This window comes from Dyadobacter sp. 676 (assembly GCF_040448675.1).
In the GTDB taxonomy this organism is placed as follows: Bacteria; Bacteroidota; Bacteroidia; order Cytophagales; family Spirosomataceae; genus Dyadobacter.
In genome coordinates this window covers 50537-75856 of sequence record NZ_CP159289.1, presented here as the reverse complement: position 1 = coordinate 75856, position 25320 = coordinate 50537, and the positions used below count along the sequence as shown (strand labels likewise).

Here is a 25320-nt window from a genome sequence, read left to right as displayed (position 1 = left end):
AGGGCACGAACCGAAAGCCTGCCCGCATCGATTCGTTTGCAACTCTGTGCCTGATCGCATATGCATTACGCCCCATAATGCTTTATAACGCCGATTATACACACCGGTTGGGTCGAATAATAGAATTGGCACAAGTAGATTCCCAAAGAAGATCGTTTAATAATAATGGTTCCGGCATGTTTGTAAACTTGAAAAAAATATGCCTATATTTGGCCGATGCTACCGTCAATTTGTAACTAATTAACGCATACTAGATCCCTCATTTGCTCTTCGTCCACCGCCTATGTTTTGCAAGATTTGTGGAAGTGATTCTCCGGCTTTATTTGATAGTAAGACAACTATTTTAAGTCAATATAAGATAGACTACCATCAGTGCAGTGAATGTAAATTCATACAAACCGAATCCCCTTATTGGTTGAATGAAGCCTATAACTCGGCAATTACATCGCTCGATATCGGGTTGGTCGGAAGGAACATCGGGATTTCCAAGCGGCTTTCCTCTTTGATTTTGTCCCATTTTGACAGGGAAGGGCATTTTCTCGACTATGGAGGAGGCTACGGAATGCTCGTGAGAATCATGAGGGATTGCGGGTTTGATTTTCACAGGTTCGATACCTATTGCGAAAATATTTTTGCGCGTCATTTCGATCTGCACGACAGTTCGGTCAGGAAATTTGAGCTCCTAACCGCTTTCGAGCTATTCGAACATCTCGAGAACCCGGTGGAAGAGCTGGAAAAAATGCTTGAGTTTTCGGATTCAATTTTCTTCTCGACGGAGCTGGTGCCGGCGCGTAAGCTCACATCCGCCCGTGACTGGTGGTATTTCACACCGGAAACCGGCCAGCACATTGCATTGTATTCAGAACGCTCGCTGGATACGCTTGCGCGGAAATTCGGATGTAATTTTTACACCGATGGTCGGACGCTTCACCTGATTACAAGGCGCAGGATCAATCCCTCACTGTTTCGCCTGTCGCTCAATCCGAAGGTTGCTCAGTTGGTTACAAAGGTTCGTAGTCAGAAATCGTTGCTTTCAAATGATTTCGATTTTATCAGAAACTCTATCCGTGGCAATGAAAATTCTCTACGATCATCAGATATACAATAATCAGAATTACGGCGGGATTTCCCGGTATTTTTATGAACTCTCCAAAGGGTTAACTTTACTCGGCAATGATTGCCAAAACACTATTTACTTTTCAGAGAACGAGTTTACAAAAGATCGGAGAATGTACGATTCCCGGCAGTTCCTTCCTTTTAAATTCAAAGGGCGCTGGGCGGTGAAAGAACGGCTCAACCGGTTCGTTTCGGAACGCTTTATACAAAAAGGCGATTACGATATTTTTCATCCAACCTATTACGATACTTATTTTTTGAACGGGAAACTGCCGAACAGGCCGTTTGTCGTTACTTTTTATGATCTGATTCATGAGAAGTTTTCGGACCGCTATCCGACGCTTCTTACCAATATGGACAAGGTCATTTCAAATAGAGAAATATTGTTAAAAAGGGCATCCAGGGTCATCGCTATATCGCAAAGCACAAAGCGGGATATCGTTGATTACTATGGCGTTGCGGAGGACCGCATTCAGGTAACGCATTTGGCAAGTTCGTTTTTCGCCCGCCCGGACGGGACCGACGAAAACTGGGGAGATTATATTCTTTTTGTAGGAAACAGGCTGGGTTACAAGAACTTCGCCCTGTTTTTCGAGGCCATACATGGCTTGCTGGAAGCGGGAAAAGAGCCTAAGGCTGATCTGTGCGGGAGGTGGCAAATTTAACGACGAGGAACTGCAATTGATCAATAAATTGGGGGTAGCGAGCCAGGTGGTACAATTGCCCATCGATGACCAGCGCCTGGCGGCGCTTTATAGCAAAGCGCTTTTTTTTGTTTTTCCAAGCTTGTACGAAGGCTTCGGCATTCCGGCACTCGAAGCATTCAATTGCGGTTGCCCGACGATACTGAGCAATGTGAGTTCGTTGCCGGAGGTCGGCCAGGAGGCGGCGTTATACATCGACCCCGAAAACCCGGGGGATATGCTGAACAAATGCGAGTTGTTTTATTATGACCGGGGGCTGCGCGAGGAATATCGCGAGAGAGGCCTCAGGCAGGCCGGGAAGTTCTCCTGGGAGAAGGTATCGCGCGAGACGTTGGACATTTATCAGTCGGCCCTATGAAAGTCGCTATTATAACAGGAATATCGGGACAGGACGGGGCGTATCTTGCGCAGCTGCTGCTCTCGAAGGGTTACAAGGTCGTCGGCGTTGTAAGGGACCTGAACCGGAAATTGCATGGGCTGGAATATCTCGGGATCCGCGACCAGGTTACGCTGGAATTGTGCGATCTGTGGGAGCAAGCCTCGATTTTAAGATTGCTGGTAAAATACAAGCCGGACGAGATATATAACCTGGCGGCACAAAGCTCCGTCGGGCTTTCTTTCGAGTACCCGATCGAAACCATCAAATTCAATTTCGTTTCGGTGCTGAATTTTCTGGAGGCGATCCGGCTGCATGACAAAAATACCAGGTTTTACCAGGCATCCAGTTCGGAGATGTACGGGATGGTGAGCGATTTGCCCGTCAGGATCAATTCGCCGATGCACCCGTTGAGCCCTTATGCCATCAGCAAAGCGTCGGCTTTCTGGATGATTGTGAATTACCGGGAAGCCTATAAGCTGCATTGCTGCACCGGCGTGCTTTTTAACCATGAATCCTATCTGAGGTCATCGAACTTTTTTGTAAAGAAAGTGATCGTCGAAGCCATTAAGATGACTTCGAATCCCGATATGGTGCTACGGGTCGGGAATCTGCATGTACGGCGCGACTTTGGTTATTCGCCTAAATATGTGGAGGCCATGTGGCTGATGCAGCAGAACCCGGTTGCGAAGGACTATGTCATCTGTTCGGGCACCAGCATTTTACTGGAAGATATTGTCCACCATATTTTTCACAGGCTGGGCCTGGATACCGGAAAGATCGTCGTCGATAAGAACCTCAGCCGGTTAACCGATATCGAAGATATTTACGGCGACAATCGGGAGGCGGTCAGCGACCTCGGCTGGGATTATAACCTCGATTTCTATCAGGTCCTCGACATGCTGATTGACGAGGAAATAAGAAATACCCCGGACGCTCAACATCTGGCCGCTCGCCTGTCGGAGGGCCCGGCGGGGCACTTTTTTCATTGAGGCCACCCCGAATATCCGCGGGATATGCGGTTTTCGGCGAAACGGGCCATGGAACCTGCCAGGTTCGTGGCAAATGCGTGACACGAGTAATATTTTTTGCTAGCTTCGCCGGGTCGTTTCCGCATACCGCTCAGGATGCGGGTTCAGCCGCGCCAATGTGCCCCGATTCATCACGCTGCCAAAACTGCATGGATAATGCAGGCGCTTAAACGACGGTTGGCAGCAATATATATCTGACTAATGCAATACAATCCTGCACCCATTCTCCTGTTCGTATACAAGCGTCCGGCTCACACGAAGCGGACGTTGGAAGCACTGGCTGCCGACATGCTGGCCGACGAGTCTGTCCTCTATATTTACGCCGACGGCCCCAGGGCCGATGCTTCCGACGACGACCGCCGGTTGGTGACGGAGGTCCGCCGGCTGATCAGGGACCGGAAATGGTGTAAGGAGGTCCATATTATCGAATCGGCGCAAAACAAGGGATTAGCCAATTCGATCATCGAGGGGGTAACGCGGCAGGTGAACGAACACGGTAGGGTGATCGTACTGGAAGACGACCTGATTGTCGCAAGGGGATTTCTTAAATACATGAACGAAGCCCTGGAAAGGTACGAAAAGCAGGACAAGGTAATGCAAGTGTGCGGTTACCAATTTCCCATTGGTGTCCCTGCAACGCGGTCCGCGTTTTTTCTTCCTCTGACGGCGTCATGGGGCTGGGCTACCTGGAAGAGGGCATGGAGCCAGTTCGACCCCCGGGCCGAAGGCTATGAAGAGCTGAAAACAAACCCGGATCTGGCCAGGAGGTTCGACCTCAACGGAACGATCAAATACAAGGATATGCTCATCGACCAGATGGAAAGAAAAAACATCAGCTCCTGGGCGATCAGATGGTGGTGGACGGTGTTTAAGGCCGACGGGATCTCCCTGTTTCCGGATAACAGCCTGGTAAACAATGTCGGGTTCGGTAAGGACGCGACGCATACCAAAGGACCAAACCCGTTCGGACGCTCGAAGTTTGACCCTGAATACACCATATTCAATTTCCCCGAAACCATCGGCGCAAATGAAGAATACTTCCTCCGGTTGCAGGAAATGTACAGAAGGATTTATCCGGCCAACGAGCGCTTCGTTGATAAGGTAATCCGTAAACTAAGGTATGGCATCGATTCTATATTCCGGCGGGAGGAGGTCTGACCGGCGTGTGGCAGTCGTCCCGGATATCAAATCGATGCACCTTCGCATTACGTTTTCAGCCGTTTATTCCCGTTGCCACTTCTGCCTGCGGGCCAATTCGGCTTCGCTTGCTTCCTGTGGTGCGAAAGAACCGCACTGCACTTCGCCGTCGAGGATATAGCTTGCGAAGATTACGCCTTTCGCCGATACCTCCGAATCCGTCATTTTCCATCGCTGCGCCTGCGTACCTTCTTCAAAGAGTTTTTTCCCCTTGCCCAGCGTGATCGGATACGTCCATGTATGCAATACGTCCACGAGGCGGTGGGCGAGCAGGGTTTGCATCAAACGGCTGCTGCCCCATACCATCAAATCAGGCCCGTCCTGTTCCTTTAATTTTTTCAACTCATTGACTATATCTTTGTCGATCAGGATCGAATTTTTCCACGACATATCGATGGGTGTTGTAGCGACCACATATTTATTGATCCGGTTGAAAATTTCGCCGATCGCATCATTCTGATAAGGCCAGTGCGCCGCAAATATTTCATAGGTCCGACGGCCGAGCAACAGGTCGAATGACGTCGCCATAATCTTGCCCGGGTTGTTATTCATCTGCTCGTCCCAGAAAGGGAATTGCCAGCCGCCCCATTCGAACCCGTTAGAACGGTCCTCTTCCGGGCCGCCCGGTGCCTGCAATACGCCGTCCATTGTCATGAAGGTGGGAACAATAATTTTTCGCATGTTTTTTTCTCGTTTTGTTGATGAAACAAAGCTAGAAAATCGGGTTAACCGAAGCGGGGTGTAATTATGCCAACTGTGACGGTGCATTGCGGCACGGCAGGGATTTTTCCGAGAAGACACGGCCAGCACCGGAAAAATTGCCTCCGACGTCCGCCGCACGGAGATATTTCAACCGGGGCTATGCCAGGAGGGCCGATAGATTATCGCCCGGCCTGTTTCGCGACACAGGGAACTGTTACATTCTTCGTCATCATGAGGATTTACGGACCCGGCTTGCGGTTCCTTCATGTGGATACAGGCGCGTATACGCATCGGAACGGTCGGGTATACTTGTTTTTCCATAAAAAGCAAAAAACTCATTCGTTATGGAAACAGGAGCGATAAAGGCGGCTCATATTTACTCTTGTGGCAATATGTTCCTCACCGCCGCTTTGGAAATCAATGTAAAAGGTGTCAACTTCTTTTTCGGGGGACATGAGATATTTCATACGGGCGCCAGGGGCGGACGGACCGGTGATGTTCCCTACCTGGGAAAATTTGTATTCCGATGCCTTGAAGTCTGCGGAGTGCAGGCGTGGAGCCAGCTGAAAAATTGTAAGGTGCTGGTCAAGATCGTGAACAGACATGCGGTTGCTATCGGACAATTACGTGGTAACAAGATTTTTAACCCTGCCGAAGAATTTGGCGCCGCCCGAAATAATGGCAAGGAAGGCATCGACATGCCGGACATTATCGGTTAACAATCCCGGCAATCGCATACCGACCCGCATCAATCCGGATCGGCTGACGCCCGCATTTCCATGGCCTGGCAGCTGTCCGCATAGGGACAAGTACTGTTCGCAACCGGACAGTATTAATTCTTTTGACAAATTGTAATATGCTGAATTTTAATATGTTAGCTATTTGGCAAGGCATTTGTACGATAAAATAGAAACTAATAGCAGCCGACAATGCGTGCGCGTCACCCGGGCCAACGGAAAGATTTATGAAGAGGCATCGAAAATCTGGTCCTCCTGCCTGGGCGCGCATTCTGCTTACCCGCATGCACCCGGCCGAAACCGTCGAGGAGGTGGAGGGGGGATCTGGATGAATTATACCATTACTGGTGCAGAGAGAAAGGGAAGGGGGAGGCTGACCTGCGCTATGTAGTCAGTGTGATCTCGGTCATGCCCCCCATTGGTACGCCGGCGCGAAAGCCGCATTCATGATCGTTCACGACCTGTTTTATATTCGTTAGCCATGCTCCAAAACTATCTCAAAATCGCTGGCCGGAACCTGGGCAAGCACTTCGCATTCAGCTTGATCAATATTATGGGCCTGGCCCTTGGGATGAGTTGTTGCCTTTTTATCTTTCTTTGGGTAAGGGATGAACGGGCCGTCGACAATTTTCACGAGAATGGCCGTAATCTTTACACCGCCTATGAAACATTGTCGGCGAACGGCGTGCTGACGGGCAATTACCGCACCCCGATCCGCCCGAGGCTGAGACCCTTGTCGGACGAGTTTTTGATGGAAGACCTGCCTCGCTCGGTGCCGGAGGTCGAGCGCGTCGTTTTTTATGCGACAGGTTATGAACTTCCCTGGGGCCATCCCGAAACGATCCAGGCAGGCGACCGGAAGGCCAAGTTGAAGGGCGCGAGGGCAAGCCGCGACTTTTTTTACGATGTTCAGCTATCCGCTCGTGGCCGGCGTAGCCCAAACCGCCCTTCCCGACATTGGAAGTATAGCCATTTCCAATAAGACGGCCATGCTGTTTTTCGGTTCGGCACAGAATGCTATCGGAAAGCCTCTACGTTACGAAAACAAGCTGGATTGATGGTTACTTCTGTGTTTGAGGACATCGGCCCGGAAAGCTCGATGCAGTTTGACTTTCTGCTGAATTGGGAAGGGCAAAAATCAAAACTCGAATGGGCTTCCCCCGAGTTCAGAACGTACGTCCAGCTGGTGCCGGGGGCCGACGCCGGGCTGGTAGAGGCGAAGATCAACAGAGTGATCAAAAGCGGGGTGAAACAAGAGAAAAACCTCGCTACTTATATTGGATTGCAGCCCATGGCCGACCAATATCTCCATGCCAGCTTCGTAGACGGTAAGCCTGCCGGAGGCCGGATAGAGTATGTTCGTATATTTACGGGCGTTGCCGCGTTTATTCTCCTGATCGCCTGCATTAATTTCATGGTACTGTCGACGGCCCGGTCGATCAAGAGGGCTAAGGAAGTAGGAGTGCGAAAGGTACTCGGCTCGGCCCGCGCCGAACTGATCACGCAGTTCTACTGCGAAGCATTGTTGCTCGCTTTGCTGGCATTTATAATCACCATGGCCGCGGTGTGGATATTATTGCCGGCGTTCAACGATTTTACCGGCAAACAGTTGACACTGCCGTTCACGGAAAAATCTTTCTGGCTGGTCGTGGCGGGACTGACCGTCTTTACCGGTCTGGTGGCAGGTAGTTACCCGGCATTTTTTCTGTCTTCTTTTCAGCCGGTCCGTATTCTTAAGGGCGTAATGCGGTTTACCAGCCGGGGCAGCTGGTTCCGCAAGGGGCTGACGGTCTTTCAGTTCAGCCTTTCGGTGTTGCTGCTGATCGCGACAGTGATCGTGTCCCGCCAGACCCGGTTTGTGCAGGAGCGGCACCTGGGGTATGACCGCGAGAACCTGCTGTATATCCGTATCGAGGGCGAGCTGGCGAAACAGAATAAATATGCTTTGTTTAAAGAACAGGTCTCTGGAAGGCAAGGTGTAAAAATGGTCGACCGAAGCACCGAAACGCCTCATACGATGGGATTTGTCGTGGACGAGCGCGACGGTGTGGCCAATACGCTCAACGGTAACGACGCGATTAACTGGGAGGGGAAAGAGAAAAATGCATCCGTCGGTTTCAAGCCGGCGTCGGTAGGTTTCGATTTCGTCAGGCTGATGAACCTCCGGCTGGCCGCCGGCCGCGATTTCTCCCGGTCCAATGCAACCGATTCGAGCGACGCCTTTCTGGTGAACGAAGAAGCGGTCAGGCAAATGGGAATGAAGGAGCCGGTAGGAAAATGGATTTCGGCCTGGAATAAGAAGGGGCACATTATCGGCGTCCTTAAAGACTATCACACCGGCTCGCTTCACGAGCAGATCAAGCCCGTGATCGTGGATGTGAAGGAGTACGAGTATTTTGGTGTGATCCTGGTGCGGCTCGGCGCGGGACAGACCAGGGAGGGCCTTGCGGCGCTTCGGGAGGTTTACGAAAAGCTTAACCCCGACTACCCGTTCGACTACCATTTTATCGATCAGGAATATCACGACCTGTACCGGAGCGAAGAGGTAATGGGCAAGCTCTCGTCCGCTTTCACCATCATAGCCATCGTCATTTCCTGCCTGGGTTTGCTTGGCCTGGTGATGTTCTCTGCCGAGCAGCGCACGAAAGAGATCGGTATACGGAAGGTATTAGGTGCGTCGGTGAGCAGCATTATCGGATTGCTATCCCGGGACTTTCTGCAGTTGATCGGCATTGCGATCCTGATCGCCTCACCGGTAGCATGGTATCTGATGGACAGCTGGCTTCGGAGTTTTGCTTACAAGATCACATTGCAATGGTGGTATTTTGCGCTGGCCGGCGGGGCGACGACAGGCATTGCCCTTTTGACGATCAGTTTCCAGAGTGTCAAGGCCGCTCTTGCCAATCCCGTTAAAAGCCTGCGAACCGATTAACCAGGGACAAACCGTGGAACATAGCATTTCTAACCCGGATTTTTAGCGAACAAACCTTCACCAGCGATGAACTGGATGCAATCCTTTTCGGCGGGCTAGCGCCAACCCAGGCCGGGAGCCACGTGTTCCAGAATAGACGACAGCACATGGACATTATAGTCGACTCCCAGGGTGTTGGGTATAGTCAAAAGGAGGGTATCCGCTTCCTGGATAGCTTCGTCCTGTGCGAGTTCTTTAATGAGCCGATCCGGTTCCGCGGCGTAGGTTCTCCCGAAAATCGCGCGTTTGCCCTGTTCGATCATCCCGATTTTATCGCTCCTGCTGGCCTCCTGGCCAAACAGATAGCGGTCCTGGTCGGTTACCAATGCAAAAATAGACCGGCTCACCGAAACCCTTGGTTCGCGCTCGTGTCCGGCTTTTTTCCATGCCTCCTTGTACAGCCTGATCTGCTCTGCCTGTTGTACATGGAAAGGCTTGCCGCTTTCATCGTATTTCAGGGTGGAGCTTTGAAGATGCATTCCGTTTTCGGCTGCCCAAACGGCGGTAGCATTGGAAGCTGCGCCCCACCAGATACGTTCCCGTAATCCTTCGGAATGGGGTTCCAGGCGTAGTAAACCCGGCGGGTTCGGAAACATCGGGTACGGATTCGGCTGTGCAAATCCGACGCCCCTTAGCTTGTCCAGAAATTCCAACGCTTTACGGCGCCCCATATCTGCATCGGTTTCTCCCTCTGCGGGCTCATACCCAAAGTAGCGCCAGCCGTCGATTACCTGTTCCGGCGAACCTCTGCTGATTCCCAATTGCAGCCGGCCTTCCGAAATTAAATCCGCAGCGCCGGCATCTTCTACCATATACAGCGGATTTTCGTAACGCATGTCAATCACACCCGTCCCGATCCCGATTTTGCTTGTTTTGGCGCCGATAGCCGCCAGCAAAGGGAATGGCGACGCCAACTGAGCCGCGAAGTGATGCACACGAAAATAGGCGCCGTCTAAACCGATTTCTTCCGCGGCAACAGCCAGGTCAATGGATTGTAGCAGCGTGTCGCTTGCTGTTCTGGCCTGATAGGCCGGGTGGTTAGACCAATGGCCGAACGATAGAAATCCGATTTTTTTCACGTGGCGTTTTCAGTTCTTATTCCCGAAGTCGGGTGAACATAAGAAAGATTATTCCGCTTTAAAAGTTCCTGAGTTTTCGGAGGGCTTATGAAAAAAAGCGCCATTGTGGACACTCAGCCGGTGAAAAGCGCCCCGGAGGGATACGTAACCGAAGACAATCCGGTATATTGGCCGAAAAGGGTTTTAAAAACACATTTTAAAAATTTGCAATGCGATGAGAACAATGATAGTTACGGGTGCAAGCCGCGGAATAGGAGCGGCCACGGCGTATCTTGCTGCCGATCACGACTTTGCCGTTGTGGTTAATTATCACCAGAATAAATCCGCCGCCGAAAAGGTCGTGTCCGACATTCTTGCAAAAGGAGGCAGCGCGGTAGCTGTCCAGGCCGATATATCCAAAGAAGCGGATGTAATCCGGCTTTTCGAAGAGGCCGACCGTACATTTGGAAATTTGCAGGCACTCGTCAACAATGCAGGTATCCTCGAACGTCAGATGCGCCTGGAACAAATGGACCTGGCGCGGCTTAACCGCGTTTTTACCGCGAACATCGTCGGGCAGTTCCTGTGTGCACGCGAGGCTGTGAAAAGAATGTCGGTCAAAAACGGCGGTACGGGCGGAACGATCGTAAACGTATCTTCCATTGCGGCCCGTACGGGCGCGCCGGGTGAATATATCGACTATGCGGCTTCAAAAGGTGCGTTGGATGCGCTTACGATCGGCCTGGCGAAGGAAGTTGCGGAGGAGGGTATTCGCGTCAATGCCGTCAGGCCGGGATTTATTTATACCGACATTCACGTTTCGGGCGGCGAGCCGGGCCGCGTCGACAGGATCAAGGAAAGTATCCCCCTGAAACGGGGCGGTCTGGCATCGGAAGTAGCCGAGGCGATCATCTGGCTTTCGACAGAAAAATCGTCTTTCTCGACGGGCGTTTTTATAGACGTTACCGGTGGACGCTAGTTGCCGGATGACGGTGGGTAGCCAGGTGAAGTATCGCGGAAGAAGTGCATACGGATAGTTAGATCGATGAAGGCGAGGCCTTTAATGTTGGAATACGCTTTCGAAAACATATGCCGAACATACGACAATCGCTTCTGATCGCCGCAACTGCGAAAGAAGTCTACGACGCGCTGACAACCTCAGAAGGGCTATCGTCGTGGTGGACTCCCGGAGCCAGCGCAGCCGCTGTACTAAATTCGAGCGCAAGTTTCCCTTTCGGCGACAGCTATCTTAAAAAGATGCGGATACTGGAGTTAAAGCCTCTCGAATTTGTCAAATGGCATTGCGTACAAGGTGATTCGGAGTGGGTCGGGACGACCATCGGTTTCAGGCTCCTCGAATCAAGCAACGAAAAATTGCTGGAAACACACCCCGAGGTTAGGGGTCAGGTCGAACAAAGCCCGGCCGCCCGGGGAGTATTGCTGACATGTCAGCACGACGACTGGGACTCTTACACACCTATGTTTGCGGAATGCAGTTACACATGGGGGGCAGTTTTTGAGGAGTTTGAAACTGTTTTGCGAAACCGGTAAAGGAACGCCCTGGCCCACCCAGCATTGTGGCAATCGAGGCTTGTAAGTGCAGGTGTTTATCTGCCGCGTTCAAAATGGGTTTCAGCACATGGCCAAAATGACGTGAGCTTACAGGATATTGGTAATCAGGATTTCGAACCTTGTTCCATGGCCGGAGCTGACAGAAATTTCGAGCCCTAATATTTCTGTAAGTTCTTTGATAATGACCAGCCCGATGCCGTGCATGCGGGGCTCTCCGTCCGGGGATTCCGGATAAGCTGCGTTGCTTTCGTTGATCCAGTTCACCAAGTCTCCGGATAGCCCCGGCCCGGTGTCGGATACCACCAGTCTTACCGCCGGCCCTTCCTGGCTGCCGCCAACGCTTACGATCCCGTCGGAAGTATATTTGTTGGCGTTGTCAATCAGGTTATGCAGGATGATTTTCAATAACTGCCTGTTGGACCTGATCCGAAGCGTTTCGGGCACATGGTTTTCAAAATGATTCTGCTGGGCCGCGAATGCTTCCATGAAAATGTACGCGACCTCGCCAATCAGCGGGGCGGGCCGGAAATATCTCATACGAAACAACATCGCCCGAAACATGAGATTTAGCATATGAGAGCATATTTTCCAACAGGGAAAGGATCTTTCTGGACGATTCGTTTACCCTTGATCCTAATGTTTTGGCGAGCGTATAGTCACCGTTCTCGATTATCCCCGACAGCTTTGCAGAGGTGAATTCTATCGACCGCAGCGGGCTTCGGATATCGTGGCTGATGGATGCAATCAGGTGCATTTGCAAGCGGGTTTGCCTCATGAGTTCCTGTTCGGACGTTTTCAGGACGTTTATTGTTTCCTGCAAATTGCGCGTCTTTTCCGACACACGGGATTCGAGTATCCTGTTTAATCGGTTGGCTCTTCTGAGGCGGTTCTTGTAGTACATAAAAATAGCCGTGAGCAACAGGGATACTACCAGCATTTTGAATGGCCAGGTTTCATACCACGCATACGGAATAACGAGGGTAAGTGTCGCCAACCGTTCTGAATTTGCTCCAAACCCACCATTTTTACGGATTTTTAGCGTGTAGGTTCCCGATTCCAGGCTATTGAGATGGACTGACTGCTGTTCGTTTTCAATGGGGTGCCATATTTGTCTGATTTCAGTTCTCCTGTCGCTCGATACCGAGTAGAAAAGCTGCTGGTTTTCCCAGTTGCCGAGGTAGGGGGACGAAATGAATACCTGGATATCGCTGACGCCGTTAAGCTGTATTTTTGAACCATTTACAGGAATATTCCGTGAGTCCGCTTCGATCCGGTCGATGAAGATTTGCGAGTCCGGCACATCTACCGGTGTTTGTTCGGGTCTGAAAAAGACCAGTCCGTCAATCGAAGGCAGGGACAGGTAGCCGTTGCGCAAGCGCACCGCGCAGGGTTGGCAACCGCCGTTGAATTCGTTGGTGCGGAAGCCGTCGCGTTTTTTGAAGCGATGATAATATAGCCGCGTACTATCCCGGTGTTCCGTGAAATCCAGCAAATCCTTGCGATAAATGCGAAACAGTCCGTTGTTGGTTGGTATCCACAAAAAGCCGTTCCTGTCTTCCATCAGGCAATGCGCATTAAGCAATATCTTATTTTTATCCAGGGGAAGCCGGGTAAGCTGTGCGTCTTTAAGTAGAAAGAGCCCGTTTTTGCCGGTTGTAATCCAAAGTTCTCCCGCCTGCGAACTGTGGAGACTTTTGATGTGACAGGTGCTCGTATTAGGCAACACGGAAAAGGTCTTCCGTTTCAGGTCGACTCTGAACAAGCCGGTCCGTGTGCCGACCCAGAGGGTGTCAGTATTTTCCTGCAACATATAAGTAATGCCTGTGATTTTGTGGGAGAAAGTTCGTAGAGAGGCTTCGTTTTCCTCCGGATTAATATATAGTAAGCCATCAAACCGTGTGCCAAGCCAGATACGCCCATCCCTGCCTTCATAAATAGGGGATATTTCCCTTCCTGCATTCCATTGGTTTTTTAGTTTTTTGCTCTTCCCATCGAATTGGTACAGCATATTCATTTTCCTGACCCAAATATCACCGGAACGGGATTTCAACACACTTTGCATGTTCATCGGAATGTGATGAACCAGGGGAGGGAGTTTGTACGAAATGGTACGCCCGGTGACGTCCTTGCCCAGTACGTTGAAAGACGGAATGAGGATCGTGCTGTCGGAGAAGGCGATTTGCGAATAGAATACATTCGCATCAGGTTCGTTGCTATCGACGGTCAGCGTTTCGAAAAAGTGGAAATCAAGAATGAAAAAACCGTTGTTGGAGGTTCCCAGATAAAGTCTTTGATGCTTTTCGTCGAAGTATACCGAAACTATGTTGTTTTTCTGGAAATCAAAGGATTCGAGTAAAACCGTGGTACGAAGAGCTCCGGGCTTGCCTTGTGAAAGCTGGTGAAGTTTTTGATTCTGATAAATAAATGTCTGTCCCGACAAATCGTGTGAATAAATCACGTAAGGTTTGGACAGATCGATGCCGGCATGCTGTGGTGATGCTCTGGTGAGTTTAATTTTTCCGGGTTTTACATTCGTTTCAGGCGTGGTCGCTATCAGTTCGATGTTACCGTGCTGATCGTCGTGATACAGGTTTGTCCCTAATCTGAAAAGCCCAAATGGTGACAAACCAGAGGTAGCATAAGTTCGCTGCTTTTTCCAGCTCCGGTAAAAATCAATTTTCCCGCCTTTGCGCCACATGTAAAAAACTTCCCCCGGAGCCGGGGATTAAAAACAGGTAGTGTGAAATCGGCCACTGACCTTTGTGCCGATCGGGTAAACCGACCCAATAGAACCAATCACAGTTTGCTTCCCTTGGCTTAAACTGGCCGTTGGAATATGCTTCGAGCAAATTGCTATCGACGACCGCCGTACCCCGGGAAATCTTGATATGGTTGCAATCTGCGCTCAAAGCATACAACCGATCTTTTCGCCCTTCCGGGTCGGGAGCGAAAGACACGATCTGGCTGGTACTTGTTCGGAGATTCCCCGCATCAAAAGTCACAAAATACTGGCCGTCGAATCGCGCCAAACCCATATCGGTAGCCAGCCAAATGAAACCATCGCGATCTGCCGCAAAGGACCTTACTGAATTTTGGGGGAGGCCATTTTCATTGGTAAAATGCCTCAGGGAGTAACCCGGGCCTTCCTGCTTCGCAAACAGGGGTTCAGGCGCTAAAAGGAGCGTTGTCAGTAAAATCAACATTAATAATCTCATGAGGGCAGGATACTTCAGATTGTTTTTCCACTGATGTCACGTGAGAGGGAGTATTATCCAAGGAAGGCAACAAATTAAGCCAAATAGGCGAATATCGAAAGGAAAAGCAATACAATTACACCTTTGTTTAATCCAGGTCGATAGAAATAGTTCTATGACTTTCCAACGGAACGAGGAACGATGGCCGACGGACAACGGCAGGAGTTAGTCAATTACGGAAATTGCCTCAATGCGTGGCAGGCTTCCGGATTCAAAGGAAAAATAATGTCTGGTAGGTTGATATTATTGATACCAAAATCAAGATAAAAATAATATCATGTTTTTGTGTGTTTGTCAAAAAGTGAAGTTATTTTTGTTGTACGTCATCATCAACAAACTTAACCCTTATGCGAAAACCGCAGCACTACACGGCAAAGGCAGCAAATCCAGACCAGCTTACCACACCGTTCATCCCGGAGTTTTTTAAGGAACACGGCGCCATACTTTATCAATTCGTACCTACGATCAAAGGCAGCGAACTGTTGCCGGGCGAGGTCAGGTATGGTTACAAATTTTATCTGCTGGATGATCCCGGCAAAGAAGGGGTGTTTTACCTGTCATCCCACAGCGACATCGAGACTTTGAAATCACGATCCAAATTTTTGTCGAGAATAGAAAAGGAAATATTGAAAATTTCATGAGGAAGCTCCTCTTTCTTGAAGCGCCGGTTAAGCGCTGATCGGGATAAAGCTCCGGCGGCGAAGCTATTCTTTCTTCTGCAAAAAGAAAAAATAAAAGTTTTTTCGGGGGCAGCTAGGGTCGGCTTTCAAAATTTTGTCCTGTGTTTAGAACTAAACCCGACAGAGCTACGTGAACCCCGAACCATTTGACCAACAACCGGACGAGGAGCAAAACCTCGGCAAGCCGGCCGGACATGGCGGGGACAAGCGCGTGCCGGAATCGACGGACAAGGAGTTTTTTATTCGGAAAACATTCGAAACCGATCCGGCCAAGGGCTACGAGCTGTTGTTCCGGACCTATTATATTCCGCTTTGCAGCCATGCGGTGCGCTTTGTGTATAACAAAGAAGTGGCCGAGGACCTGGTGACGGAGATCTTCCTCAATTTTTGGAAAAAGCATTTGCATTTAACCGTCACGTCCACTTTCCGGGCTTACCTGTTCACGGCCGTGCGTAATCGGTGCTTCACCTGGCTTCGCTGGGAGTTTCAGAAAACCCGGCAGGAAGAGCTTGCGGAGCATTCGGGCCTGGACATGCTTTCTCCCCAGCAGATCATGGAGACCGACGAGCTTTATATGCATATCGAGCGGGTGATCAATGGATTACCGCCTCAATGCCAGAAAGCATTTGTGCTGAGCCGGTTCGAGGGAAAGTCCTACCAGGAGATTGCCGCACGGCTCGATGTTTCGGTAAAAGCGGTGGAGGGGCACATCAGCAGGGCGCTCAACGTATTGCGCCGGTCGCTGAAAAGAAATTAGAATATAATCAGCATACAGCCATTCATGAAAACGCCATTGTCGAAAGAAATGCTCTTCACCTATTTTTCCGGCCAGGCCACGATCCTGCAAAAGCAGCTGATCGAGGAGTGGCTGGCCGGGCAGGAGAGCCAGGAAATGTATTTTGAATGGTTACAGGAATGGGAAAACAGCCATCCGCAATTTTTGCCTGATGTGGATAGTGCATTTGAGCGGATGCAGGAATTACTTGAAGCGGAAGAATACAAGGAAGAGCAGGCGGCCGTTGCGAGCCGGACAGGCGACATCCGAAACGGCTTCGGTACCTTAGGGCGCTGGGCGGCTGCGGCGGTGGTTATCTCGGGGTTTACGGCTTACCTTTTCAGAGACGTAGTATTTTATGAAAACTACCGGACCGGCTACGCGGAAAACCGCACGCTCGCATTGCCCGATGGCAGCACAGTGGCACTCCATCCCAATAGCGGGCTGAAAATGCTGCGCTGGGGTTTCGGATGGTTCAACCGGGACGTGGCGCTGGAAGGGGAGGCAAGTTTTGTAGTGACGCACCGGGCCGACAACCAGCCGTTCACGGTACACACGCCCGATCATGGAAAGGTAACCGTGCTGGGTACCGAGTTCTTCGTGTATTCCCGCGAGAAGGGGACGCAGGTAGTGCTCAGCAAGGGGAAGGTCCGGATTTCGTCACCGGAAATGGCCGCACCGCTCGATATGGAACCGGGCGAAAAAGCATCTATCGAAAGTACGGGCGAGATCGACATTCAGCCATTGACCACCACGGAACGCGCCAATCCGGCCAGCTGGCAGGAACATCATTTCCGCTTTGATCATACCAGCCTTTTCGATGTTACCCGCGAGCTGCATTCGGTTTTCGGCTTACAGACCGTCATCGACGACCCCTCGCTGGCCGCACGCCAGGTTACGGGCACTTTTAAGGCACGGCAAGCCGACGAACTGCTTTCCGTACTGGCGGAAATGCTCGAAATGACCGTCGAAGTGCGGAGCGGGAAGGTTTACCTCGTACCTGATTCACTTGACACCAATTAACCTTTTATTACACATCCATGAACCCACATGTACCTCTGACAAAGGCCGTTGGTCTTTATGTCATGCTCAACCTGCTCCCTTTGCCGGGCGCCGGGCAAGCGCTGGCCTGGGCGGGGCCCGAAACCCGCCAGGCACCGGTAGAGCTCCTTCAGGGCCAGCCTATGTTGCTGCGCGACGCGCTCCTGAAACTGAAAGAACGCTATGGAGCCGATATCCTCTTCGAAGAAAAGCTGCTCGACGATCTCAAGGTATCGTCGCAGACCATCGATCCGAGCAAGACGCTCGAACAGAACCTGGAAGCTCTATTGGCACCGACGGGCCTGAAATACAGAAAGGTAAAGGATAATACCTACGTGCTCCTGGCTTCGCGCCGCAAAAAAGAGCAACCGGCTGCCGGACGGCACACTTCCGCTTTGCCGGAAGGCACCCCGGTGGCCTCGCTGGCACCTGTGGCCGCAGGGGCGGCAACGGTAGAGGCGACCGTGAAAGGGACAGTGACCGACAGCAAAGGCGAGCCGCTGATCGGTGTGAGCGTGCTGGTCAAAGGCACTAGCCGAGGCACCGCTACGGATGTGAGCGGGAAATACGAGATCGCGGTGGAAGATGGTGCGGCGACGCTCGTGTTTTCTTTCGTAGGTTATGTGCGGAAAGAAGTGGTGGTTGGTACGCTGTCGGAGATCGATGTCACGCTGGCCGAAGATACGCAAAACCTGTCGGAAGTCGTGGTAACGGCATTGGGTATCAAACGCGATAAACGCGCATTGGGTTACTCGGTGCAGGAAATAGGAGGGGAGGCCGTTTCGATGGCCAAGGAAGCCAACCTCGCCACGACCCTTGCCGGTAAAATGGCGGGCGTGCAGGTGACGCGTTCCGCGAATGGTGCAGGTGGGTCGTCGCGGGTGGTTATCCGCGGTTCTAATTCGCTGGTTGGTAACAGCCAGCCATTGTACGTGATCGACGGTATTCCGATGGATAACAGCAATCCCAACTCCCCCTCGGCAACGGGCGGTATCGATTACGGGGATGGTATCTCGAACATTAACCCGGAAGATGTAGAGTCCATTTCGGTGCTGAAAGGGCCTAACGCAGCCGCATTGTACGGTCAGCGGGGCAGTAACGGAGTAGTGCTGATCACCACTAAATCCGGTAAGTCGAGAAAAGGGATCGGCGTCAAATACGGGGTCGATTACTCGGTTGGAGACGCATTGGTGCTGCCTGATTTTCAGGATGAATACGGGCAAGGGCTGGACGGGACGTTCACGCATTTCCGGGGCGACGACGGTAAAATTTATACCTGGGCAGCCGCGCAGGCCGGCAATATCCAGGGAATGCCCAAAACCAGCGGCGGCCGTGACCGTTTCACCCGCGCGAGCTGGGGTGCACGTATGGACGGCCGGCAATACGAAGATCAATGGGGGAATATCCTGAATTTCAGCCCGCAGCCCAACACGTTTCAAACCTTTTTCCGAAAAGAAAAACAGTTGGTCAATAACCTGAGCCTGGAAGGAGGAAATGACAATGTGAACTATCGCCTATCGTACGGCCACACCAATATCGACGGCTACACACCGGGCAATACCTTGAAACGCAACAATGTAAACCTGCGGACAGTGGCCAAGATCACACCCAAGCTGGAACTCGACGTGAAAGCCAATTACATCGGTCAGAAAGGCGAGAACCGCCCGACGGTGTCGGATGCGAGCGATAACCCGGCCTATCTTTTCATCAGCCAGCCGCGCAGCATGCCCATGAGCATCCTGGCCAATTCGGCATGGACGGCCGAGGATGTGGCCAGGCAACTCGGGTATGGTACCGTTCCGTTTGTGGGAATGGAGAAAACCTACGCGACCAATTCATCAACTGCGAATCCGTACTGGACCGTCGATCATACCCGCAACTTCGACGACCGCCAGCGCTTGCTCGGGTTGATCCGGCTGAGCTACCAGTTCAACGACTGGATCCGGCTGACCGCCAAAACAGGTACCGATTTCTACACCGACCAGCGCCTGCGTTACCGCGAGAAAGGCACTTACCAGAGCGCCAACCGCAATGGCGACATATCGGAACAAGTAACCCGCGTGCGGGAAGACAACAGCGACATATTGCTGTCGCTCACACCGCAATTGACCAAAGACATTTCCCTGGGCCTGAACCTGGGAGCCAACCATCAGAAATTCTATTCGCGCACTACCGGTAACACCGGTACCGAGTTTATCGTACCAGGCCTGTACGCGATCAACAATACGCTGATCAACTCCTACGTATTCGGTTTGACGGAATCTTCGATCAACTCGGTGTATTTGTCGGGGCAGGTCGGGTTCAAGGAATACCTGTTCCTCGATTTCTCGGCACGCAACGACTGGTCTTCGACGCTTTCGCCGGAAAACAACTCTTTCTTTTACCCGGCTGTGAGTGCGAGCTTTGTGGTAACCGATGCTTTCAATATCCGGAGCAATGCATTGAGCTTTCTGAAAGTACGTGCATCCGTGGCGCAGGCGGGTAGCTCGGGATCGCCCTACCAGCTTACTGGGACCTATTCGCTGGATCAGGTAGCGCACGGGGGCGTGCCTCTGGCATCGTTTTCGTCGACCATTCCGGACCCGAACCTGAAAAATGAGCTTACGACTTCCATCGAGTTCGGTGTAGAGGCCAGGTTTTTCAAGAACCGCGCCGGACTTGCGTTTGCCTATTACAATGCATCCACCAAAAACCAGATCCTGGACGTGCCCCTGCCACCTTCGAGCACATTTGCTTCGCGGCGGATTAATGCAGGTGAAATCCGCAACCGCGGGGTAGAACTGACATTGAACGGCACACCCATAAAAACCGCCGACGGGTTTACCTGGGACGCGACTTTCAATTTTTCCAGGAACCGCAACCGGGTAATGTCGCTAGCGGAAGGGGTAGATACCTACGTACTCGGTGCCGACCGCGGTGTGAACGTCGTGGCCGAACCCGGCAAGCCGTTCGGAACGCTTATCGGAAACGGTTTTCAATGGCTGCGCGATGAAAACGGCAACCGCCTCATCGACCCGACGACCGGTTTACCGCTGAAATCCAATTCCAAAATCCTGTACGAATTGGGTAATGCCCTGCCGAACTGGATCGGCGGCTTCAATAATACATTCCGCTACAAGGGCATCAGCCTGTCGGGACTGTTCGATATCAGCCAGGGCGGCAAAATCTATTCGCAAAGCCTGCGCGAAGAGCTCATTTACGGCACCATTAAAAGGACATTGCCCGGCCGCGATGGTACTTATGTGGCCGAGGGGGTGGTAGCGTCGAAATCCGAAAACGGCAAGTGGGCAGGCACCGGTCAGGCCAACACCAAACAGGTGAAAGCGCAGGATTACTGGAATGTGGTGGCGCCGGACAAGGATAACGTAATCCCGGAAGAAATGCTTAACGACGCGAGTTATATCATGTTCCGCGAGCTGACGCTGAATTACCAGCTACCGAATTCGCTGGTGAGCCGGACGCCGTTCAAGGGCATCCGTGCAGGGATTTACGGCCGTAACCTGTTCTATCTCCAGCGCAAAACGGAAGGTTTCGCGCCCGAGGCCTCATCGTTCAACGTCAATAACTCGTCGCTTGGGTTGGAGTCGACCGCGCTGCCGTTGCTGCGGTATTTCGGGGTCAGCCTGAATGTGGAGTTGTAATTGTTCAAAACCGGAAATTTTTTTAGAAATGAGAAATATATTCCAAACCATCCTGTTGACCGGCGCGATCTGTATTACGCAGGCCTGCACGGGCGATTTCGAGGAAATTAATACACCGCCAACTTCCGTAACGACCATCGATCCGGGCCTGTTGCTCTCGAAGGTGCAGAAAGACGCCGCGTTTGCGGAAGGATACGAAGTACCCAACAGCCAGTACGGCTCCTGGATCCAGCATTGGGCGGGCGGCGTGCTGGTATCGAGCTCACGCTACATCGAGCAGAGCGACAACAGTACCTGGGACGCGCATTATACGCTCATCCGCAACATCAGCCAGATCCGCAACGAAGTGCTGAAAGGGAAGGAGAGCGATCCCTCGGGCCGCAGCAAGATCGCCATCGCCCGCATTGTCGAAATCTCCATATGGCAGCGCCTGACCGACCTTTTTGGCGATGTTCCGTATTCGCAGACGGCATTGGGCCCCGACGAAGTGAATACCAAGCCTGCATTCGACACGCAGGAATCGATTTACAAATCGCTGATCAGCGACCTGGACGCGGCCATGGCGCAACTTACGCCGGGCGATGCGAGCTACGGAAGCGCGGATTTTTATTACAAAGGGGATATTAACAAATGGAAAAAATATGCCAATTCGCTGAAACTGCGGCTCGGCATGCGCATCCGCTACGCCGATCCGGCATTGGCCCAAAAGACAGTGACGGAAGCGATGGGGCAGCCATTACTGGAAAGCGCGGCCGACGACGCCACCGTACCAACCTACAACAACGCCACCAACGCCAATGTGCACCCGGTCCTGAACCAGTTCCTGGCCGGCAGCCCCGACCTGAAATACCTCGCGGAAGGACTCGTAACACAGCTTGTAACAACCGCTGACCCGCGCCTGCCGCGTATCGCGCAGCCTTCGGTGAATTCGGTCAAGGCAGGTACGCCCGCTTACAAGGGCATGGGCGTTGCATTGACCGACGAACTGCTGAAAACCATTATCAAGGACGATTACAGCACCGTTTCGACCGCTACTTTCTTCAATCGCGAATATAGCCCGGCGATCCCGTGTATGGTAATGTCCTTTGCGGACGTATCTTTTTACAAGGCGGAGGCGGCGCTGGAAGGCTGGGGGAGCACTCCTGCGGAGGCCGAAAAGTATTATCAGGACGGTGTGAAGGCGGCGTTGGCCCAGAATCCGTACAACATCACGGCCATTCCAGCAGCATTTGAAAAGGAACTTTCATGGACGGGCCTGACTAAGGAGCAGAAGCTCGAAAAAATCGGCACTCAGAAATGGATCCAACTTTTCGGCCGGTCGTACGAAGCATTCATCGAATGGCGGAGAATGGGATATCCCGCATTGAAGCCCGGCCCTTTCCAGGGCTCCACCGGCGGTACGATTCCAAGAAGAACGATCTATTCGTCGCGCGAGGCGCTTTTGAACAAAGCCAACTACGAGCAGGCGGTAAGCCGGTTGTCGAATGGGGATTCCTACGTTTCAAAAGTGTGGTGGGATAAAAGATGATATTGAATATAGGTAAGCAGAATGCCCGGAATCGGTAATATTCCGGGCATTCTGCTTATCTATTATATAGATGCAGCTTCGCCGAAATGGTATCGATTTGAGAAATTGACCCGACGAAATGCGGTTTCGGCCAAACACCGGGAAGGGATCTCGTAATCTGACGCTAAAAACAGGACAGGTATGGTGCTTTTGGGGACGAATGATTGAATTTCGCGTATCTAATTTTCGGGCTCAGCGGTGCTCAAAGCCCTTATGTATTTTTCGATGTACTGGTTTTTTGCCGAGCTTTTATATTGCATGATAAACCTTGGGTGCTCCAAGGGTATGATCTTACGAAAAAAACCATGATCGTCATTGAGCTGCTTCAAGAACCTGGCGTTCTTTCCCGTCCCAAGGCAAAAGCAGATGTCCGTAGCTATTCCCAGGTCAATTAACTGCCGCATACTCTCAACAATAAAAGGTTGAACAGCTTTCATGAGCGTTGCGTTGTCGTAATAATTATAGTTGATTTCCTTTCCTTCCGAATTTATCTTCGTGATCGCCAGAGGGAATGGCGAATTGATATAAAATCTGCTGTAAAAATCGCTTACGCCTCCAAAAGCATTAATCATTTCGTAAATGAAAACAGAGGAAATTTCATGTGTGGGTTTTCCGTTGTATGGAATTTTACACTCGCTAACCAATCTTTTAGTATCTGTAAAGGGGATGCCTGTTACTCCCGCACCGAACCGGCTCGGATTGATACCCAGAATGATCCGGCGTTGTTTGTGATCGTCGAGGTACTTTTCTGCGAATGCCCTGAGGTTATTCATAGCCGTCGTTGACTCAACAAATGGATTGATAACGCGGATGCCGTCCGGTAACGATGGACCCGGATAGACCAACCGCTCATGAAATCGGATAACGTTTTGCCCAAAAGTCATAAATTTTTAATACTGCCCGCCGATGCATGTCAACGGCGGCGTGAATATCGAAAATATCTCAATTTTTTCCTGATATATATTCCAGGCGTTGCATACCGGCCGACAGCAGGCGCCCACACTTGCCGGTCACCGCTGTTTCGGTAATCGATTTATGATTTCTTTTAAGAATGGAAAAAAAACTTAGCCGGATTCGGAATATTTTCTGAAAACTTAACCGTCCGTTGGGGCAATACGTCATCCGGAGCTTACATGCTCAGGGACTGTCGGTGACTTAAATAGACAAGTGTCTGTACCAGACATCATATGGCAGAAGGCCGGTAAGATGGGTGTCGTTGTTATGGTTTGATAAAATCCTGAAAAAATGGTGACATCATGTGTTTGTTAAATATCATACATAGGTTACTTTTATAATCCAAACGCGTTTACGGCAAGTATCACTTACATCTTCAAAACCTCTATGAAACACCTCTTCCAATTTTTAATTGCCAGCCTGCTGTTGTTGCTGGTTGCGGTATGCTCGGTTCTAGGGCAAGCTACGTGTCCCGCAGACAGGTCAGTTTGTGCTAATGAAGCACCTTTCGCACTTTCGGGTGCCAGTCCTGCGGGCGGTACGTATAGCGGCCCGGGTGTTTCCGGTGGAATTTTTTCACCAGCGATAGCCGGAACCGGGGCGAAAACCATCACCTATACTTACCAGGATGGTGAAAACAACGTTTCCTGTACATTTATAATCACTGTTAATCCCGCGCCTGAGAAAATGGAGGTTTTGGGGTTAATACCTGTATGTATCGACGAGAGCGCAAACCTTCCCGAATATTTCGGAACAATAAAGTCATTTTATACAATTCCATCGGAACCTGTTTCAGTGTCGTGGTCGGGCGCAGGGATTACAGGAGACTCGGTAACCGGATACCAGTTCAATCCCGCGATGGCCGGTACAGGATTCCATAATATTTATGCTACGGCTACCACAAGCCAGGGGTGCACCTCCGGTCCGTTTGCAAGTTCAATTGCGGTTGACGGTCAATCTGCTGTATCCTGTCCAGGTGATACAACCATCTCCGTTCTTGACAGTGCGTTTACATTAACGGGGGCGAAAAATCTTACTGTCAGCGGTTTACCCTCTTCGTCGGGAAACCCTACTACTGCCGATGCAGGAGGAATATATGCGGGTATAGGTGTGAACAGTGCAACCTCGACCTTTGATCCATCGGTTGCGGGAGAGGGGGCGCATCAAATCACATACACTGTTGATACCGGTTGTGGCCCGGCCGCCTCGTGTATCTTCAATGTTAGAACAACCCCGATGCCCGTTAGGCTCGTAAGTTTTATGGCGAAGAAAAATGAAAACAAAATTCTTCTTAGCTGGAAAACATCGGAGGAAACCGGCTTTGACCGATTTGAAATTGAGAAAAGCGAAAGCCCGGACAAGCGTTTCGTCAATATTGGACACGTCGCGGGAAAAGGTGCCAAGCATGCTTACAGCTTCCTGGATGACAGTGCGATCGCACCGGGAACGACAGTTTACTATCGTCTTAAAATGGTCGATCTCGATGGGACATATGCTTACAGCAAAATCGTCCGGGAAGGGGTAGATGGTATTAATGTCACGATGGTTTACCCGAACCCGGTCTCTGGCGAATTATCCATTTTTTCTCAATCAGATCTGGTTGATATTCAATTGATCAATTCGAAAAATGTGACCGTAATGGCCCAAAAACCGGATCGATCGAAAATCAACAGACTGGATATCAGCCGGCTGCCGGTTGGTACGTATATTGTCCGCACTACGGACATTGACGGCCGGATGCATCAGTCGAAAGTGGTTATACAGAGATAGCGCGGCATCACGTAAACGGGAGATTTAATAAGGCGGCATACGCAGCAGGGCATTTTTGGAAAGGGCTTTTGTCCCGGCGTTGCCGCAACGTCCTCCCCGAGGTGAGGGCTGCTTATATTGGCGGAGCTGACCCGCTATTTATCGCTGGTGCGGGGATGATTTGTGACGGCCGAT

At 51.2% G+C, this 25320-nt stretch carries 22 protein-coding genes; 16 read left to right on the top strand and 6 right to left on the bottom strand.

The annotated features are described in order from the left end of the window. Window positions 1-415: 415 nt before the first annotated feature. From ABV298_RS00395 to ABV298_RS00375, 5 genes are all read left to right on the top strand, one after another. Window positions 416-1108, top strand: a complete 693-nt coding sequence (locus ABV298_RS00395) for a class I SAM-dependent methyltransferase (protein WP_353720233.1) — start codon at window positions 416-418, stop codon at window positions 1106-1108. After that, window positions 1074-1781, top strand: a complete 708-nt coding sequence (locus ABV298_RS00390) for a glycosyltransferase (protein WP_353720232.1) — start codon at window positions 1074-1076, stop codon at window positions 1779-1781. Before ABV298_RS00395 ends, ABV298_RS00390 begins: the two co-directional genes overlap by 35 nt. Then, window positions 1720-2178 (top strand): glycosyltransferase, encoded by a 459-nt coding sequence (locus tag ABV298_RS00385; RefSeq protein WP_353720231.1) that lies wholly within the window; start codon window positions 1720-1722, stop codon window positions 2176-2178. The genes ABV298_RS00390 and ABV298_RS00385 overlap by 62 nt, the downstream gene beginning before the upstream one ends. Then, window positions 2175-3188: a GDP-mannose 4,6-dehydratase gene (locus ABV298_RS00380; protein ID WP_353720230.1), complete on the top strand. Its 1014-nt coding sequence runs from the start codon at window positions 2175-2177 to the stop codon at window positions 3186-3188. Before ABV298_RS00385 ends, ABV298_RS00380 begins: the two co-directional genes overlap by 4 nt. A 240-nt stretch (window positions 3189-3428) precedes the next feature. Further along, entirely contained in the window at window positions 3429-4385 is a 957-nt protein-coding gene (locus tag ABV298_RS00375) for a hypothetical protein (protein ID WP_353720229.1), read from the top strand. Window positions 4386-4448: 63 nt separating this feature from the next. Here the strand turns inward: ABV298_RS00375 and ABV298_RS00370 are convergent, their stop codons facing one another. Then, the gene (locus ABV298_RS00370) at window positions 4449-5105 is read right to left on the bottom strand and encodes a dihydrofolate reductase family protein (RefSeq protein WP_353720228.1); all 657 of its coding nucleotides are present in this window, start codon (window positions 5103-5105) and stop codon (window positions 4449-4451) included. Between the two features lie 365 nt (window positions 5106-5470). Here ABV298_RS00370 and ABV298_RS00365 point away from each other — a divergent pair, with 365 nt between their 5' ends. The 3 genes from ABV298_RS00365 (at window position 5471) to ABV298_RS00355 (ending at window position 8795) form a co-directional block, all read left to right on the top strand. Then, entirely contained in the window at window positions 5471-5845 is a 375-nt protein-coding gene (locus tag ABV298_RS00365; RefSeq protein ID WP_353720227.1) for a hypothetical protein, read from the top strand. A gap of 499 nt (window positions 5846-6344) precedes the next feature. Continuing rightward, window positions 6345-6845 carry an ABC transporter permease gene (locus ABV298_RS00360; RefSeq protein ID WP_353720226.1) on the top strand — a complete coding sequence of 167 codons (501 nt, stop codon included), beginning with the start codon at window positions 6345-6347 and terminating at the stop codon, window positions 6843-6845. 75 nt (window positions 6846-6920) lie between these two features. Then, window positions 6921-8795 carry an FtsX-like permease family protein gene (locus ABV298_RS00355; protein ID WP_353720225.1) on the top strand — a complete coding sequence of 625 codons (1875 nt, stop codon included), beginning with the start codon at window positions 6921-6923 and terminating at the stop codon, window positions 8793-8795. A 95-nt stretch (window positions 8796-8890) separates the two neighbouring features. Here ABV298_RS00355 and ABV298_RS00350 read toward each other — a convergent pair whose 3' ends face one another. Then, complete coding sequence (locus ABV298_RS00350) at window positions 8891-9913, bottom strand: LLM class flavin-dependent oxidoreductase (RefSeq protein ID WP_353720224.1); 1023 nt, start codon at window positions 9911-9913, stop codon at window positions 8891-8893. 214 nt (window positions 9914-10127) lie between these two features. Here ABV298_RS00350 and ABV298_RS00345 point away from each other — a divergent pair, with 214 nt between their 5' ends. Both ABV298_RS00345 and ABV298_RS00340 read left to right on the top strand, forming a co-directional pair. Beyond that, window positions 10128-10871 (top strand): SDR family oxidoreductase, encoded by a 744-nt coding sequence (locus tag ABV298_RS00345; protein ID WP_353720223.1) that lies wholly within the window; start codon window positions 10128-10130, stop codon window positions 10869-10871. A 110-nt stretch (window positions 10872-10981) separates the two neighbouring features. Then, window positions 10982-11443 carry an SRPBCC domain-containing protein gene (locus tag ABV298_RS00340; RefSeq protein WP_353720222.1) on the top strand — a complete coding sequence of 154 codons (462 nt, stop codon included), beginning with the start codon at window positions 10982-10984 and terminating at the stop codon, window positions 11441-11443. A gap of 108 nt (window positions 11444-11551) precedes the next feature. On the opposite strand, the gene ABV298_RS00335 is transcribed toward ABV298_RS00340, so the two are convergent. Genes ABV298_RS00335 through ABV298_RS00325 form a run of 3 tightly spaced genes read right to left on the bottom strand, consistent with a single transcriptional unit; the run spans window position 11552 to window position 14679 of the window. Further along, the gene (locus tag ABV298_RS00335) at window positions 11552-11950 is read right to left on the bottom strand and encodes a HAMP domain-containing sensor histidine kinase (protein WP_353720221.1); all 399 of its coding nucleotides are present in this window, start codon (window positions 11948-11950) and stop codon (window positions 11552-11554) included. Next, on the bottom strand, window positions 11916-14090 hold the full coding sequence (locus ABV298_RS00330) for a hypothetical protein (RefSeq protein ID WP_353720220.1): 2175 nt from the start codon (window positions 14088-14090) through the stop codon (window positions 11916-11918). The genes ABV298_RS00335 and ABV298_RS00330 overlap by 35 nt, the downstream gene beginning before the upstream one ends. Before the next feature lie 46 nt (window positions 14091-14136). Beyond that, window positions 14137-14679 (bottom strand): two-component regulator propeller domain-containing protein, encoded by a 543-nt coding sequence (locus ABV298_RS00325; protein ID WP_353720219.1) that lies wholly within the window; start codon window positions 14677-14679, stop codon window positions 14137-14139. Between the two features lie 386 nt (window positions 14680-15065). Between ABV298_RS00325 and ABV298_RS00320 the strand changes: the two genes are divergently transcribed. From ABV298_RS00320 to ABV298_RS00300, 5 genes are all read left to right on the top strand, one after another. Then, window positions 15066-15359, top strand: a complete 294-nt coding sequence (locus tag ABV298_RS00320) for a hypothetical protein (protein ID WP_353720218.1) — start codon at window positions 15066-15068, stop codon at window positions 15357-15359. A gap of 169 nt (window positions 15360-15528) precedes the next feature. Then, window positions 15529-16155 carry an RNA polymerase sigma-70 factor gene (locus ABV298_RS00315; RefSeq protein ID WP_353720217.1) on the top strand — a complete coding sequence of 209 codons (627 nt, stop codon included), beginning with the start codon at window positions 15529-15531 and terminating at the stop codon, window positions 16153-16155. Between the two features lie 24 nt (window positions 16156-16179). Next, window positions 16180-17196, top strand: a complete 1017-nt coding sequence (locus ABV298_RS00310; protein ID WP_353720216.1) for a FecR domain-containing protein — start codon at window positions 16180-16182, stop codon at window positions 17194-17196. A gap of 17 nt (window positions 17197-17213) precedes the next feature. Beyond that, complete coding sequence (locus tag ABV298_RS00305; RefSeq protein WP_353720215.1) at window positions 17214-20855, top strand: SusC/RagA family TonB-linked outer membrane protein; 3642 nt, start codon at window positions 17214-17216, stop codon at window positions 20853-20855. Between the two features lie 28 nt (window positions 20856-20883). After that, window positions 20884-22383, top strand: a complete 1500-nt coding sequence (locus ABV298_RS00300; RefSeq protein WP_353720214.1) for a SusD/RagB family nutrient-binding outer membrane lipoprotein — start codon at window positions 20884-20886, stop codon at window positions 22381-22383. 218 nt (window positions 22384-22601) lie between these two features. On the opposite strand, the gene ABV298_RS00295 is transcribed toward ABV298_RS00300, so the two are convergent. Next, entirely contained in the window at window positions 22602-23195 is a 594-nt protein-coding gene (locus tag ABV298_RS00295; RefSeq protein ID WP_353720213.1) for a uracil-DNA glycosylase family protein, read from the bottom strand. A gap of 568 nt (window positions 23196-23763) precedes the next feature. On the opposite strand from ABV298_RS00295, the gene ABV298_RS00290 reads away from it, so the two are divergent. Next, window positions 23764-25146, top strand: a complete 1383-nt coding sequence (locus tag ABV298_RS00290) for a T9SS type A sorting domain-containing protein (RefSeq protein WP_353720212.1) — start codon at window positions 23764-23766, stop codon at window positions 25144-25146. Window positions 25147-25320: the final 174 nt, after the last annotated feature.

What these genes read in the sequence shown, in the direction of transcription:
- ABV298_RS00320 (WP_353720218.1), top strand. Translation starts at nt 15,066, where the DNA reads ATGCGAAAACCGCAGCACTACACGGCAAAGGCAGCAAATCCAGACCAG.
- ABV298_RS00300 (WP_353720214.1), top strand. Translation starts at nt 20,884, where the DNA reads ATGAGAAATATATTCCAAACCATCCTGTTGACCGGCGCGATCTGTATT.
- ABV298_RS00365 (WP_353720227.1), top strand. Translation starts at nt 5,471, where the DNA reads ATGGAAACAGGAGCGATAAAGGCGGCTCATATTTACTCTTGTGGCAAT.
- ABV298_RS00370 (WP_353720228.1), bottom strand. Translation starts at nt 5,105, where the DNA reads ATGCGAAAAATTATTGTTCCCACCTTCATGACAATGGACGGCGTATTG.
- ABV298_RS00290 (WP_353720212.1), top strand. Translation starts at nt 23,764, where the DNA reads ATGAAACACCTCTTCCAATTTTTAATTGCCAGCCTGCTGTTGTTGCTG.
- ABV298_RS00335 (WP_353720221.1), bottom strand. Translation starts at nt 11,950, where the DNA reads ATGGAAGCATTCGCGGCCCAGCAGAATCATTTTGAAAACCATGTGCCC.
- ABV298_RS00375 (WP_353720229.1), top strand. Translation starts at nt 3,429, where the DNA reads ATGCAATACAATCCTGCACCCATTCTCCTGTTCGTATACAAGCGTCCG.
- ABV298_RS00305 (WP_353720215.1), top strand. Translation starts at nt 17,214, where the DNA reads ATGAACCCACATGTACCTCTGACAAAGGCCGTTGGTCTTTATGTCATG.
- ABV298_RS00310 (WP_353720216.1), top strand. Translation starts at nt 16,180, where the DNA reads ATGAAAACGCCATTGTCGAAAGAAATGCTCTTCACCTATTTTTCCGGC.
- ABV298_RS00325 (WP_353720219.1), bottom strand. Translation starts at nt 14,679, where the DNA reads ATGAGATTATTAATGTTGATTTTACTGACAACGCTCCTTTTAGCGCCT.
- ABV298_RS00340 (WP_353720222.1), top strand. Translation starts at nt 10,982, where the DNA reads ATGCCGAACATACGACAATCGCTTCTGATCGCCGCAACTGCGAAAGAA.
- ABV298_RS00380 (WP_353720230.1), top strand. Translation starts at nt 2,175, where the DNA reads ATGAAAGTCGCTATTATAACAGGAATATCGGGACAGGACGGGGCGTAT.
- ABV298_RS00390 (WP_353720232.1), top strand. Translation starts at nt 1,074, where the DNA reads ATGAAAATTCTCTACGATCATCAGATATACAATAATCAGAATTACGGC.
- ABV298_RS00295 (WP_353720213.1), bottom strand. Translation starts at nt 23,195, where the DNA reads ATGAATAACCTCAGGGCATTCGCAGAAAAGTACCTCGACGATCACAAA.
- ABV298_RS00345 (WP_353720223.1), top strand. Translation starts at nt 10,128, where the DNA reads ATGAGAACAATGATAGTTACGGGTGCAAGCCGCGGAATAGGAGCGGCC.
- ABV298_RS00355 (WP_353720225.1), top strand. Translation starts at nt 6,921, where the DNA reads ATGGTTACTTCTGTGTTTGAGGACATCGGCCCGGAAAGCTCGATGCAG.
- ABV298_RS00385 (WP_353720231.1), top strand. Translation starts at nt 1,720, where the DNA reads ATGGCTTGCTGGAAGCGGGAAAAGAGCCTAAGGCTGATCTGTGCGGGA.
- ABV298_RS00360 (WP_353720226.1), top strand. Translation starts at nt 6,345, where the DNA reads ATGCTCCAAAACTATCTCAAAATCGCTGGCCGGAACCTGGGCAAGCAC.